This is a genomic window from Klebsiella sp. NPDC088457, assembly GCF_044900465.1.
In the GTDB taxonomy this organism is placed as follows: Bacteria; Pseudomonadota; Gammaproteobacteria; order Enterobacterales; family Enterobacteriaceae; genus Klebsiella.
On sequence record NZ_JBJDNH010000003.1, the window covers coordinates 155,847 to 169,399 of the forward strand.

Annotated in this window: 16 protein-coding genes and 1 other annotated feature; of the genes, 3 read left to right on the forward strand and 13 right to left on the reverse strand. The window is 56.0% G+C overall.

Annotation, left to right across the window (positions count from 1 at the left end; genetic code table 11):
• The first annotated feature begins 87 nt into the window (after positions 1–87).
• Both aroH and hemP read left to right on the forward strand, forming a co-directional pair.
• Positions 88–1,134: a 3-deoxy-7-phosphoheptulonate synthase AroH gene (gene aroH / locus ACI2JR_RS03870; protein WP_462477921.1), complete on the forward strand. Its 1,047-nt coding sequence runs from the start codon at positions 88–90 to the stop codon at positions 1,132–1,134.
• Positions 1,135–1,293: 159 nt separating this feature from the next.
• Entirely contained in the window at positions 1,294–1,473 is a 180-nt protein-coding gene (gene hemP / locus ACI2JR_RS03875; RefSeq protein WP_165905750.1) for a hemin uptake protein HemP, read from the forward strand.
• Between the two features lie 41 nt (positions 1,474–1,514).
• On the opposite strand, the gene selO is transcribed toward hemP, so the two are convergent.
• The 4 genes from selO to ACI2JR_RS03895 form a co-directional block, all read right to left on the reverse strand.
• Positions 1,515–2,957 (reverse strand): protein adenylyltransferase SelO, encoded by a 1,443-nt coding sequence (gene selO, locus ACI2JR_RS03880; RefSeq protein ID WP_462477922.1) that lies wholly within the window; start codon positions 2,955–2,957, stop codon positions 1,515–1,517.
• 114 nt (positions 2,958–3,071) lie between these two features.
• Positions 3,072–3,536 (reverse strand): NlpC/P60 family protein, encoded by a 465-nt coding sequence (locus tag ACI2JR_RS03885; protein ID WP_462477923.1) that lies wholly within the window; start codon positions 3,534–3,536, stop codon positions 3,072–3,074.
• A gap of 81 nt (positions 3,537–3,617) precedes the next feature.
• Entirely contained in the window at positions 3,618–4,367 is a 750-nt protein-coding gene (gene btuD, locus ACI2JR_RS03890; protein WP_132730637.1) for a vitamin B12 ABC transporter ATP-binding protein BtuD, read from the reverse strand.
• The gene (locus ACI2JR_RS03895; RefSeq protein WP_462477924.1) at positions 4,367–4,918 is read right to left on the reverse strand and encodes a glutathione peroxidase; all 552 of its coding nucleotides are present in this window, start codon (positions 4,916–4,918) and stop codon (positions 4,367–4,369) included. Before ACI2JR_RS03895 ends, btuD begins: the two co-directional genes overlap by 1 nt.
• Positions 4,919–5,143: 225 nt before the next feature.
• On the opposite strand from ACI2JR_RS03895, the gene ACI2JR_RS03900 reads away from it, so the two are divergent.
• Positions 5,144–5,944, forward strand: coding sequence for a MetQ/NlpA family ABC transporter substrate-binding protein (locus tag ACI2JR_RS03900; RefSeq protein ID WP_462477925.1), 801 nt, complete (start codon positions 5,144–5,146; stop codon positions 5,942–5,944).
• Between the two features lie 45 nt (positions 5,945–5,989).
• Here ACI2JR_RS03900 and btuC read toward each other — a convergent pair whose 3' ends face one another.
• The 9 genes from btuC to thrS form a co-directional block, all read right to left on the reverse strand.
• Positions 5,990–6,976 (reverse strand): vitamin B12 ABC transporter permease BtuC, encoded by a 987-nt coding sequence (gene btuC / locus ACI2JR_RS03905; RefSeq protein ID WP_132730634.1) that lies wholly within the window; start codon positions 6,974–6,976, stop codon positions 5,990–5,992.
• A gap of 290 nt (positions 6,977–7,266) precedes the next feature.
• Positions 7,267–7,566 (reverse strand): integration host factor subunit alpha, encoded by a 300-nt coding sequence (gene ihfA, locus ACI2JR_RS03910; RefSeq protein WP_004102960.1) that lies wholly within the window; start codon positions 7,564–7,566, stop codon positions 7,267–7,269.
• Positions 7,567–7,570: 4 nt separating this feature from the next.
• A complete protein-coding gene (pheT, locus tag ACI2JR_RS03915) occupies positions 7,571–9,958 on the reverse strand; it encodes a phenylalanine--tRNA ligase subunit beta (RefSeq protein WP_132730633.1) in 2,388 nt (795 codons plus the stop codon).
• 15 nt (positions 9,959–9,973) lie between these two features.
• The gene (pheS, locus tag ACI2JR_RS03920) at positions 9,974–10,957 is read right to left on the reverse strand and encodes a phenylalanine--tRNA ligase subunit alpha (RefSeq protein WP_032687130.1); all 984 of its coding nucleotides are present in this window, start codon (positions 10,955–10,957) and stop codon (positions 9,974–9,976) included.
• Positions 10,958–11,131: 174 nt separating this feature from the next.
• Positions 11,132–11,257, reverse strand: a sequence feature (Phe leader region).
• Positions 11,208–11,252, reverse strand: coding sequence for a pheST operon leader peptide PheM (gene pheM, locus ACI2JR_RS03925; protein WP_001386830.1), 45 nt, complete (start codon positions 11,250–11,252; stop codon positions 11,208–11,210). Its footprint overlaps the feature before it by 45 nt.
• A 118-nt stretch (positions 11,258–11,375) precedes the next feature.
• A complete protein-coding gene (rplT, locus tag ACI2JR_RS03930) occupies positions 11,376–11,732 on the reverse strand; it encodes a 50S ribosomal protein L20 (RefSeq protein WP_004102963.1) in 357 nt (118 codons plus the stop codon).
• Between the two features lie 50 nt (positions 11,733–11,782).
• Positions 11,783–11,980: a 50S ribosomal protein L35 gene (gene rpmI / locus ACI2JR_RS03935; protein WP_001124225.1), complete on the reverse strand. Its 198-nt coding sequence runs from the start codon at positions 11,978–11,980 to the stop codon at positions 11,783–11,785.
• Between the two features lie 96 nt (positions 11,981–12,076).
• Positions 12,077–12,619: a translation initiation factor IF-3 gene (infC, locus tag ACI2JR_RS03940; protein ID WP_049267827.1), complete on the reverse strand. Its 543-nt coding sequence runs from the start codon at positions 12,617–12,619 to the stop codon at positions 12,077–12,079.
• Positions 12,620–12,622: 3 nt separating this feature from the next.
• On the reverse strand, positions 12,623–13,553 hold a 931-nt coding region (gene thrS / locus ACI2JR_RS03945), incomplete at its 5' end, for a threonine--tRNA ligase (protein ID WP_462477926.1).

Consider the following 13,553-nt stretch of genomic DNA (forward strand, 5'->3'; position numbering starts at 1 on the left):
TCTTGCAATAAGCAGAGATTGGTTTATCGTGATGCGCATCACTTCCCGGCATTTTCGCCGCGGAAGAAACAGATTTTTGAGACCCCAATGAATAAAACAGACGAATTGCGTACCGCGCGCATTGAAAGCCTGGTTACGCCTGCGGAACTGGCGCAGCGGCACCCCGTGTCTGCCGAGGTAGCGGCACATGTCTCCGCCTCCCGTCGCCGGATTGAAAAAATCCTCAACGGCGAAGATCGCCGTTTGCTGGTGATCATCGGCCCGTGCTCGATCCATGATACCGAGGCGGCAATGGATTACGCGCGCCGCCTGCAAGAGATGCGTGAACGTTACCAGCCGCAGCTGGAAATCGTGATGCGTACCTACTTTGAGAAGCCGCGCACCGTTGTCGGCTGGAAGGGGTTGATCTCTGACCCTGACCTTAACGGCAGCTATCGGGTGAATCACGGTATCGAACTGGCGCGTCGGCTGCTGCTGCAGGTCAACGAGCTGGGCGTGCCCACCGCCACCGAATTTCTCGATATGGTGACCGGGCAGTTTATTGCTGACCTGATTAGCTGGGGCGCTATCGGCGCGCGCACCACCGAAAGTCAGATCCACCGGGAAATGGCCTCCGCGCTCTCCTGTCCGGTGGGCTTCAAGAACGGTACCGACGGCAACACCCGCATCGCCGTTGATGCCATTCGCGCCTCGCGCGCCAGCCACATGTTCCTGTCGCCGGACAAGCAGGGACAGATGACGATCTATCAGACCAGCGGCAACCCGTATGGCCATATCATCATGCGCGGCGGCAAGCGACCGAATTATCACGCCGTGGATATCGCCGCCGCCTGCGACGCGCTGCGTGAATTTGACCTGCCGGAACAGCTGGTGGTTGATTTCAGCCACGGTAACTGCCAGAAGCAGCACCGGCGTCAGCTGGAAGTGTGCGCCGATATCTGCCAGCAGATCCGCGCCGGCTCGACGGCAATTGCCGGCATCATGGCGGAAAGCTTCCTGGTGGAAGGGACGCAGAAAGTCGTTGCCGGGCAGCCGCTGACGCGCGGCCAATCCATTACCGATCCTTGCCTGAGCTGGGAAGATAGCGAGCGTCTGCTGGCCGAACTGGCCGCCGCAACCGCCACCCGTCTGTAATCCCTCCCCCCGCCGCGCCGTGGCGGGGGCTGTTCTCTCCCGGCGCGTCGCCGCCCACCAAATATTGTCTTTTCACAAATAACGCTTGCCGTAAAAATTAACACTACTGATAATTATTATCATTGTTGCTTTGATTTTTATTTTGGTGCTATGACGCGAATGGATGACACTGCCACAGCAGAAAAAACAAAAGACAATGCCCCTTATCCCATCGCCACGGACCGGAAGATAAACAGCCGCACCTTGTTAGGCGTCGAAGGTCGGGTGGTGATCGAACACGACGGCCAGCGCTATTTGCTTCGCCAGACCCAGGCGGGAAAGCTGATCCTGACAAAATAGCCCTCTGCGCCGGCAAGCGCGGCGAGGGCTGATGGCGCAGGTTAGCTTGAACAGCTGACTGCCAGATGTTTGCCCCAGTCGGGCGGACGGCTGACATAGTCATCGCTGCGGTCGACAAACGGCTGAGTTAACACCTCGTGCAGACGCGCCAGCTCGCTCATATCCCCCTGCTCAGCCAGCTCGATGGCGCGCTGTGCCAGCCAGTTACGCAGCACCAGCGCCGGGTTGACGCTCTGCATACGCTGTTGACGCTGCGCATCATCAATCTGTTCATCGCGCAGCCGCGCGCGATAGTTTTCGAACCAGCTATCAAAAGCCGCGCGGTCAATAAACTCATCACGCAGCGGCGACGCGGCGCTGTGCTGCTCGCTCACGCTCAGCATACGGAAGGTACGGGTATAATCGCTGCCTTCCCGGATCATCAGCGCAAACAGACCATCCAGCAGGTCGTTATCGCCTTTCTGCTGGCTAAACAGACCAAGCTTATCGCGCATCCGCCGGCCGTAGGCCGTCAGCAAGGCGTGCTGATAGCCATCCAGCGCGGCATTTAGCGCATCCGCCGTAATAAACGGCGACAGCGACTGGGCCAGGCGCTGCAAATTCCACAGGCCAACCGCCGGCTGATTCTCAAAGCTGTAGCGCCCCTGGTAATCGGAGTGGTTACAGATAAAATCGGGCCGGAAGTCATCCAGGAATCCATACGGGCCGTAGTCCATCGTCAGTCCGAGGATAGACATATTATCGGTATTCATCACCCCATGGGCGAAGCCTACCGTCTGCCAGCTGGCGATCAGCGTCGCCGTGCGCGTGACAACGTCACGAAACCAGAGAATGTATTTGTCGGCTTCATCCGTCAGCTCCGGCCAGTGATGCCGGATAACATAATCGGCCAGCTGCTGCACCTTCTCCGCTTCGCGGCGGTAGTAGAAGTGCTCAAAATGGCCGAAACGCACGTGGCTCTCCGCAAGGCGCATCAGCATCGCCCCGCTTTCGCGGGTCTCGCGCTGCACCGGCGTATCGCTGGTCACCATGGCTAAGGCACGCGTCGTCGGGATCCCCAGCGCATGCATGGCTTCCGACGCCAGGCTCTCACGAATCGTGGAGCGCAGGACCGCACGCCCGTCGCCCATACGTGAATAAGGCGTCAGCCCGGCGCCTTTCAGGTGCCAGTCCAGACGACGACCGTCGGGCAACTGCTGTTCGCCGAGCAGAATCCCCCGGCCATCGCCTAACTGGCCGGCCCAGGCGCCAAACTGATGGCCGCTATAGACCTGCGCCAGCGGCGCCATGCCCGGCAGCAGCGCTTCGCCTCCCCATACGCCAGCCCCTTGTTCAGGGTGAAACAGCGCCTCGGGAAGGCCTAAGGTTTGCGCCAGCGGCGCGTTATGCCAGATCAGCCGCGCGTTTTGCAACGGCGTGGGCATTAATGCGGTATAGAAATCCGGCAGTTCATCACGCCAGTGGGTAGTAAAAGACAGGGTCATGGTTCCTCCTGTCTCCAGTGTAGTGCCTTCAACAAGGTATTAACACGGGTGAAGCGCAGGGTTATCGACATAAAAAAGGGAAGCCCACGCTTCCCTTCTCCAGCGGGTATGCGGCTATATCCTTCGCGCCTGCCAGAACTTCTTATTCCAGTAGACATTATTGAGCGATGAGCGCGTCACCCCCAGGCTGGTTGAAGCATGGATAAACTGGTTATCGGTATCGTAAATGCCGACATGCAAGCCGCTCTCACCTGACCCGGTTTTGAAAAAGACCAGATCGCCCGGCAGCAGTTCGCTTTTATCAATTTTGGTGCCGATTTCCGCCTGCTGGCTGGTTTCACGCGGTAATTGCAGGGAAAACTTATCGCGGAAGGTCATCAGCACAAACCCGGAGCAGTCCACGCCCCGCGGCGACATGCCGCCGTAGCGATACGGCGCCCCGCGCCAGTTGCGTAGCTGGTCATTGAGATTGGCGATAACGGTAATGGAATCGGCAAGCCGCGGATTAGGCGGGGGGGCCCGGTGACTGCTGCAGCCAGCCAGAAATAGCGCCGTCAATAAAATCAACCACAAACGCATCTCAGACGATTCCTCTGTTCCTCAGGTTTTTGTCAGGATAATTTAGCTGGTTTATCAAGGCCCTGACAAGGTGGCATCGTGCTACTGTGACGCAACGAGCATAAAATGACCGGCAACCGCGATTCGCTGAAATGAAATGGCATACGCGGCGGTTAAATTCTCTTCCGTGAGGACCTCGGACGTCTCGCCGCAGGCGATGGTTTGTCCCCGACAGATAAGCCAGGAGCGATCGGCATGCCGCAGGGTGTGGTTAAGATCGTGGCTGCTCATCACCACCGCCACGCCTGACGCGCACAGTTCACTCAGCACGCGGTCGAGCGCCGCCTGCTGCGCCACGTCGAGGCTGTTCATCGGCTCATCAAGCAACAGTAGCCGCCCCGTCGGATTGGCCTGCGGATGAATTTGCAAAATCACCGCGGCCAGGCGCACGCGTTGCCATTCGCCGCCGGAGATATGGTTAACCTGGCGCCCAAGCTTATCGCTCAGGCCCAGTTTATCCGCCACGCTCCCGAGCAGTTCGCCTGAGCCCCCCTTTTGCAGATGCAACGACAGATAATGCCACACCGGCATGGCGAAAGGCGGCATCTGATGCTGGCTAAGATAGGCGCGATGACGGGCCAGCTCCTGCGCCGGCCAGCGATCCAGCGGGCGATCGTTGAAGATAATGCGCCCGGCGCCGCTGCTCAACCCGGCCATGCGCATCAACAACGTGCTTTTCCCAGCGCCGTTAGGCCCGACAAGATGGACCATCTCTCCTGGCCGGACCCCGGCGGAAAACGGCGCCAGCCGCCCCGCCTCTGCGACATCCTCTAGCTGCATCAACAACGGCATTATTCCGCTAACGCCCCTTTAATGGCGGCAACCAGCTGCGGATCGTCCGGCGTCATATCCGGCGAGAAGCGCTGGATCACCTGGCCATTTTTACCCACGAGGAATTTCTCGAAATTCCACAGGATGTCGCCGCTGTTGAGCGGCGCGCGGCCTTTACTCGCCATCCGCTCATAGAACCCGCTGCCTTCCGGGGCCACGGCCTGCGGCGCGGCATCGACCAGCTGCTGATAGAGCGGATGACGGTGCTCGCCGTTGACATCAATTTTGCTGAACAGCGGGAAAGTGACGCCGTAGGTGGTGCTGCAGAAGGTTTTAATCTCCTCTTCGCTACCCGGCTCCTGCCCCAGGAACTGGTTGCACGGGAAGCCAAGCACGGTGAAACCGTCATTCTCAAGATCTTTTTGCAAGGTCTCCAGCTGCTCATACTGCGGCGTCAGGCCGCACTTTGAAGCCACGTTCACGATCAGCAGGACTTTGCCCTCGTAGGTCGCCAGCGTCGTTTTATCACCCTCAATCGTGGTGACGGGAGTATTCAGAATATCGTGTTGCATAGCCTTCCCTCAGTGAATAAAACCGGTTTCTGGTTGCGGTGATCCCTATCTACTGTAGCGGATTCGCCGGCGTCCATTGTACTTTGAATCCGCGGACGGGAACACCGTCCCCTGTCCCGCTGACAACATGAATTCCTCTCAATAGGGTCAGCGGGCAATTCAGTGTACAGTGTTAAGCGGTCGTAATAGCATTTCGTTATTGATTAATTTGAGAGAGTTTTATAGATGAATAAGTTGTTAAGTTCGGTATTAGTCGCAACATCGGTAGTGTGGTTATCGGCCTGCTCTCCAGATGATAACAACACGGTTAAAGTGGCGATCAATACCGGTCCGGATGAAGCTATCTGGAAGGTGGTTGAGCAGGTGGCGAAGGACAAATATAACCTCGATGTGCAGGTTATCTCGTTTAATGATTACGTGCTGCCAAATGAAGCGTTAAATAATAAAGACGTTGATGCCAACGCCTTCCAGACGCTGCCCTATCTTGAGGCCCAGTCAACAGAGCGCGGCTACAAGTTTGCCGTCGTCGGCAAGACCTTTGTGTTCCCGATCGCCGCCTATTCACGCAAAATAAAAAATATCAGCGAGCTGCCGGACGGCGCGACGGTTTCAATCTCCAACGAGACCACGACGCTGGGCCGTAGCCTGCTTCTGCTACAGGCGCAGGGTTTAATTAAGCTGAAGGAAGGGGTCGGTTATCTGCCGACATCGCTGGATATTATCGATAACCCGAAACATTTGAAAATTGTCGAAGTCGATACCCCGCAGCTGACCCGCACGCTCGATGACCCGAACGTCGCGCTGTCGATTATTAATACCAACTTCTCCGCGCAGGCCGGTTTATCCGCCGCCCGCGATGGCTTATTTATGGAAGGCCCGGACTCTCCCTATGTGAATGCCATCGTGTCTCGCGCAGAGAATAAAGACAGCAAAAAGATTCAGGAGCTGAAAGAGGCCTTCCAGACCAAAGAAGTCGCCGATAAAGCGCTGGAAGTCTATAAGGGTGATGCCATAAAAGGCTGGTAATCGCTCCTGCTGGCGCAGCGCTATCTCCTGCGCCAGCGATAACGCTTATTGCGAATGAACGGACTTCAGCAGCAACCAGATAAAGACCGGCGCCCCCAGCGTGGCGGTGACCACGCCGATCGGCAACTCCGCCGCCGACAGCGCCAGGCGCGCGATAATATCCGCCCCTAACAGCGCGCTGGCCCCCGCCAGCAGGCAAGCCGGAAGCAGCACGCGGTGATCGCTCAAGCCGCATAAGCGCAGAATATGCGGGATCACCAGACCAATAAAGCCTATCGCCCCCGCCAACGCCACGCTCACCCCCACCAGCCAACCCGTCGCGACCACCAGCAGCCGGCGCCATAACCACAACGGTAGCCCCAGCTGGCGGGCGGAGACCTCCCCCAGCGCCAGCAGATTCAGCGCCGGCGATTGCAGGCATACCCAGGCCAGCACCGGGACTAACGCCAGCATCAGCCACAGCTGCTGCCAGTCGACGCCGCCAAACCCGCCCATCATCCAGTACATAAGCTGGCGCAAATCGAACGAGGTGGAAAAATAGACCGCCCAGGTCATCAGCGCGCTACAGATAATCCCGAGCGCCACGCCGGCCAGCAGCAGACGGCTGGTTGAGAGATGCCGGCGGGCAAACCGCAGCAGAATAAAGGTAATCACCAGCGCCCCGGCGATAGCGCACAATCCCAGCGCCCATCCCGGCAGATAGCCTTTGCCCAACAGGACGGCGGCAATTAGCCCTACGCCGGCGCCGTTCGATACCCCCAATAGCCCCGGCTCCGCCAGCGGGTTTTCGAACAGTGCCTGCATAATGGCCCCGGAGAGCGCCAGAGCCGCCCCCACCAGCAGTACGGCGACGGTGCGCGGCAGCCGAATTTGCCAGATAAACAGCTGCCCTTTGGCGCCGAACCACTCCTGCGGGCCGATCCATTGATCCCCGGCGCAGAGACTGACGGCGGTCATGGCCAGAAGCAAGAGCAGGAGCGCAATGAGCCAACGCCGGCTGCGACGTTGTTGAATTTGGGCAAAGGTCAGCATAATTTCCGTGACGCAAGAATGAGATGCGTTGATTTTACGGTGGCGACGGGAGGGAGAAAAGCAAAACATCCGCCCGTATGCGTATTCAGGTCACCGGCCGTCCTGGCTCAGTCACTTTAAATTTACGTTCATCGCGAAGGGATGATGAACGGACAGGCTGTCCCCGGATGTCTCTATGAACGAACTGCTGGTGGGTATACGCACTCGCCATCACGTTCTCCGGATTTAAGTCAGCAACGGGTCAACCATAAGAAAAAGGCCGCATCAGCGGCCTTTTTAGTTAGTTCAGATTATTTGTCTCTGGGCGAAGCGTTTTCGACACGACTTTTCAGTTTCTGGCCGGGTCTGAAGGTCACCACGCGCCGGGCTGTAATGGGAATATCTTCCCCCGTTTTCGGGTTACGACCCGGGCGTTGGTTTTTATCACGCAAATCGAAGTTGCCGAACCCGGAGAGTTTTACCTGTTCTCCGTTTTCCAGAGCACGACGCACCTCTTCGAAAAACAACTCTACCAGCTCTTTGGCATCCCGCTTGCTAAGCCCAAGCTTATCAAACAGATATTCTGACATTTCAGCTTTTGTAAGCGCCATAGGTTCAATCCCTCAATGATGCCTGGAATCGCTCTTTTAATGCCTCTACACATTTGGCAACGGTAGCGGCAATCTCCTCTTCTTCGAGTGTACGGCTGGTATCCTGCAGGATAAGGCTGATCGCAAGGCTCTTGCTGCCTTCCGCAACCCCTTTACCACGGTACACGTCAAATAAGTTTACGCCAACTACCTGATTTACGCCAACTTTCTTACACTCGGTCAAAACATCGGCTGCAGGCACGTTTTCCGCGACGACAACGGCGATATCGCGGCGGTTAGCCGGGAAACGAGAAATCTCGCGCGCCTGAGGCACCACGCGGTCTGCCAGCTTGTTCCACTCCAGTTCGAAGGCCAAAGTGCGACCGTTCAGATCCAGTTTACGTTCCAGTTCAGGATGAACAACCCCAATGAAACCAATACGTTCACCTTTCAGATAAATCGCCGCTGACTGGCCCGGATGCAGCGCGCTGTTCGCCTCTGCCCGGAATTCGATGTCAGACAGTTTGCCGGTCAGGTCAAGAACGGACTCCAGATCGCCTTTTAAATCATAGAAATCGACGGTCTCTTTTGCCAGATTCCAGTGCTCTTCGTAGCGGTTGCCGCAAATCACTCCGGCCAGCATCACGTCCTGACGAATACCCAGCGGAGCCTGCGTATCCGGAACAAAGCGTAAACCGCTCTCAAAGATGCGCACGCGGCTCTGCTGACGGTTCTGGTTATAGACCACGGTACCCAGCAGACCGGTCAGCAGCGACAGGCGCATCGCCGACATTTCGCTGGAGATTGGGCTGGGCAGAATCAGCGCTTCTTCGCCCGGGTGGATCAGCTGCTGTACTTTCGGGTCAACGAAGCTATAGGTGATCACTTCCTGATAGCCTTTATCGTTAAGCAGCGTTTTCACACGCTTCAGCGACAGGTTGGCTTCGCGATGGGTACCCATGATCAGCCCAGCCTGAACCGGACGATCGGGAATGTTGTTATAGCCATACACGCGGGCCACTTCTTCGACCAGATCTTCTTCGATCGCTATATCGAAACGCCAGCTCGGGGCAACCGCCTGCCACTCATCGTTGCCCGCGGTCACTTCGCAGCCCAGGCGCGTCAGAATATCGCTGACCTGAGCATCATCAATATGATGGCCAATCAGGCGATCCAGTTTGCTGCGGCGCAGAGTAATGGTCGCCGCCTTCGGCAGCGTCGCTTCGTTGGTCACATCGATAACCGGGCCAGCTTCGCCGCCGCAGATATCAATCAGCAGGCGGGTGGCACGTTCCAGCGCTTTATACTGCAGCGCTGAATCCACGCCGCGCTCATAGCGATGAGAGGCATCGGTGTGCAGGCCATGACGACGGGCGCGGCCGGTGATGGACAGCGGGCTGAAGAACGCACATTCCAGCAGCACGTTCCGGGTGTCATCATTCACACCGGAGTGCTCGCCGCCGAAGATGCCGCCCATCGCCAGCGCTTTGTGATGGTCGGCAATAACCAGGGTATCGGTGTCCAGTTTGGCTTCGGTGCCATCCAGCAGCACCAGCGTCTCGCCCTCTTGCGCCATCCGCACCACGATCCCGCCTTCAATGCGGTCGCGGTCGAAAGCGTGCATCGGCTGGCCGAGCTCAAGCAGAACGTAGTTGGTGACATCAACCACCGCATCAATGGAGCGGATACCGCAGCGACGCAGCTTCTCTTTCATCCACAGCGGGGTTGGCGCTTTAACATTGATACCTTTGACCACGCGGCCAAGATAGCGGGGACAGGCGTCCGGCGCTTCAACGGCAATCGGCAGCGTATCGGTAATCGTTGCCGCAACGGGCGCGATATCCGGCGCGTTCAGCGGTTCTTTATTCAGCACGGCGACGTCACGGGCCACGCCGATGATGCCTAAACAGTCAGCACGGTTCGGCGTGACGCTGATTTCGATGGTGTTATCGTCCAGCTGCAGATATTGACGAATATCGGTGCCAATCGGCGCATCCGCCGGCAGCTCGATAATACCGCTATGATCGTCGGAAACCCCCAGCTCGGAGAACGAGCACAGCATCCCTTCGGAAGGCTCACCGCGCAGTTTCGCCGCTTTAATTTTGAAATCGCCCGGCAGAACGGCGCCGATGGTCGCAACGGCGACTTTCAGGCCCTGACGGCAGTTCGGCGCGCCGCAGACGATGTCCAGCAGACGTTCGCCGCCGACGTTCACTTTCGTGACGCGCAGCTTGTCGGCATTCGGGTGCTGGCCGCACTCAACCACTTCACCCACAACCACGCCGTTGAAGCTACCGGCAACCGGCTCAACGCCGTCCACTTCGAGGCCCGCCATCGTGATCTGGTTAGCCAGCGCTTCGCTGTCGATCGCCGGGTTAACCCACTCGCGTAACCACAGTTCACTGAATTTCATTATTCTGTCCTGCCCTTATTTAAACTGTTTGAGGAAACGCAGATCGTTTTCGAAGAACGCGCGTAAATCGGTCACGCCGTAGCGCAGCATGGTCAGACGTTCCATCCCCATCCCGAAGGCAAAACCGGAGTAGACTTCCGGATCGATGCCGACATTACGCAGCACGTTCGGATGCACCATCCCGCAGCCCAGCACTTCCAGCCACTTGCCGTTTTTACCCATCACGTCGACTTCCGCAGACGGTTCGGTAAACGGGAAATAGGACGGGCGGAAACGAATCTGCAGATCTTCTTCAAAGAAGTTATTCAGGAAGTCGTGCAGCGTCCCTTTCAGGTTGGTGAAGTTGATATTGGTATCAACAATCAGGCCTTCCATCTGATGGAACATCGGGGTGTGGGTCTGGTCGTAGTCGTTACGGTAAACGCGGCCCGGCGCAATAATGCGAATCGGCGGCTGCTGGTTTTCCATAGTCCGAATCTGCACGCCCGAGGTCTGGGTACGCAGCAAACGCGTCGCATCGAACCAGAAGGTATCGTGGTCAGCGCGCGCCGGATGGTGCCCAGGAATATTCAGCGCATCGAAGTTGTGGTAATCATCTTCGATTTCCGGGCCGGTCGCGACGGTGAAGCCGAGCTCGCCGAAGAAGTTTTCGATGCGATCGATAGTCCGGGTCACCGGATGCAAACCGCCGTTTTCAATACGGCGACCCGGCAGAGAGACGTCGATGGTCTCCGCGGCCAGACGCGCATTTAGCGCGGCGCCTTCGAGGTCAGCTTTACGCGCGTTAAGCGCCTGCTGGACCTGCTCTTTCGCTTCGTTGATGACCGCACCGGCAGCCGGACGCTCTTCTGGCGGCAGCTCACGCAGGGTTGTCATCTGAAGGGTCAGATGCCCTTTCTTACCTAGATATTCCACGCGGACGTTGTCCAGCGCGGCAACATCTGATGCCTCATTAATGGCTGCCTTCGCACTGGCAACCAGCTCTGCGAGATGTGACATGGTTTTCCTCATTATGTCGGTGCAGACACCGGTTATGGTCATTATTTTGTTCTGACTATTTCGAGTTACAGGCGTCGACCGTCGACGTATTACCCACCACAGAGTACGCGCCGTCGCCGATGTACGCCTCAGCCGACGCGCCTGCAGCTTGAAATAGAATGAACACGTTCATATACGAAAAAAGCCTCCACAGTGGGAGGCTTTCTGGCGCTGTTTTCCGTTTCTTCTTTCACGCGCTAGCCTCCTGAGTTCAGGTGCTAAAGTAAAAAAAGAAGCGGAAAATAGCAGCATTCATGCTTGCATTACCTTGTCTGGTACGAAACGTAAGACCTGTATTGAAAAGCTTACGGCAATAAAAGTCAATGTATTGATGGTGTTGAAACGAAAAGAGGGAGACAAGCTCCCTCTTTCAACTGGCTTATGCCAGAGCTGCTTTCGCTTTTTCGACCAGCGCGGTGAACGCTAATTTGTCGAATACGGCGATGTCAGCCAGGATCTTACGGTCGATTTCAACAGAGGCTTTTTTCAGGCCGTTGATGAATTTGCTGTAAGAAATACCGTTCTGACGTGCTGCTGCGTTGATACGCGCAATCCACAGTTGACGGAACTGACGCTTTTTCTGACGACGGTCACGATAAGCGTACTGACCAGCTTTGATAACAGCCTGGAAGGCAACGCGGTATACGCGAGAACGCGCACCGTAGTAGCCTTTAGCTTGTTTCAAAATTTTCTTGTGACGTGCACGGGCAACTACACCACGTTTTACGCGAGCCATATGTGCTCTCCTGTATCTATTCTAATTAAAAAGTTTAAAGGGTTAACGACTTATGCGTACGGCAGGCACGCGATTACCAGGCCCAGATCGCCTTTGGAAACCATGGCTTTCGGACGCAGGTGACGTTTACGCTTGGTAGCTTTTTTAGTCAGAATGTGACGCAGGTTAGCGTGCTTGTGCTTAAAACCACCTTTACCGGTTTTTTTGAAGCGCTTAGCAGCACCGCGTACGGTCTTAATTTTTGGCATTTTAATAACTTCCACTTCGCATTGTTAATAAACGAAACATAGGCGAACAACACCTGCGAAGCCCAAAGGCTCCACAGGAGTTGCTACTTGAAGGCCTTACTGTTTCTTCTTAGGAGCGAGCACCATGATCATCTGGCGGCCTTCGATCTTCGATGGGAAGGATTCGACCACTGCCAGTTCACTCAGATCGTCACGGACGCGGTTAAGCACTTCCATACCGATCTGCTGGTGAGCCATCTCACGACCGCGGAAACGCAGCGTGATCTTAGCTTTATCACCCTCTTCCAGAAAGCGAACCAGGCTGCGGAGTTTTACCTGGTAGTCGCCATCATCGGTGCCAGGTCGGAATTTGATTTCCTTAACCTGGATAACTTTTTGCTTTTTCTTCTGTTCCTTAGAAGACTTGCTCTTTTCATAGAGGAATTTGCCGTAATCCATGATACGACAAACCGGCGGCTCGGCGTTAGGGCTGATTTCGACTAAGTCTACTCCGGCTTCTTCAGCTTTTTCCAGAGCTTCTCTCAGACTCACAATACCAAGCTGCTCGCCTTCCAGACCTGTTAAGCGAACTTCTTGCGCGCGAATTTCGCCATTAATACGATTCGGACGCGCCGTTTGAACTCGTTTTCCGCCTTTAATACCTTATTCCTCCAGTTGTTGAAGACTGCGGCTGCGAATCTCTTGTTGCAGCTTTTCGATCACTTCATTTACGTCCATGCTGCCAAGGTCTTTACCACGACGGGTACGCACGGCCACTTTGCCAGCTTCGACTTCTTTGTCGCCACAGACCAACATATACGGGACACGACGTAAAGTGTGCTCGCGGATTTTAAAGCCAATCTTCTCATTTCTCAAGTCCGCTTTTACACGAATGCCCGCATTTTGTAGTTTACGAGTCAATTCGTTAACGTATTCAGACTGAGAATCGGTAATATTCATCACCACGACCTGCACCGGCGCAAGCCAGGTTGGGAAGAAGCCAGCAAACTCTTCGGTCAGGATGCCGATAAAGCGCTCCAGTGACCCCAGAATGGCACGGTGAATCATTACCGGCACCTGACGCTCGTTACTTTCGCCAACATAAGAGGCGCTTAAACGCTGCGGCAGGGAGAAGTCCAGCTGTACAGTACCGCACTGCCATGCACGATCGAGGCAGTCATACAATGTAAATTCAATTTTCGGACCGTAGAACGCGCCTTCACCCAGTTGATATTCAAACGGGATATTGTTTTCTTCCAGCGCGACTGCCAGATCCGCCTCAGCACGATCCCAGGTCTCGTCACTACCAATACGTTTTTCCGGACGAGTTGAGAGCTTGACCACGATTTTTTCGAAGCCAAAGGTGCTGTACATATCGTAGACCATACGAATACAGGCGTTTACTTCATCACGCACCTGATCTTCAGTACAGAAGATGTGGGCATCATCCTGAGTGAAGCCACGTACGCGCATCAGACCATGCAGCGCGCCTGATGGCTCATTACGATGGCAGCTACCGAACTCCGCCATACGCAGCGGCAGATCGCGGTACGATTTCAGACCCTGGTTAAAGATCTGCACGTGGCCCGGGCAG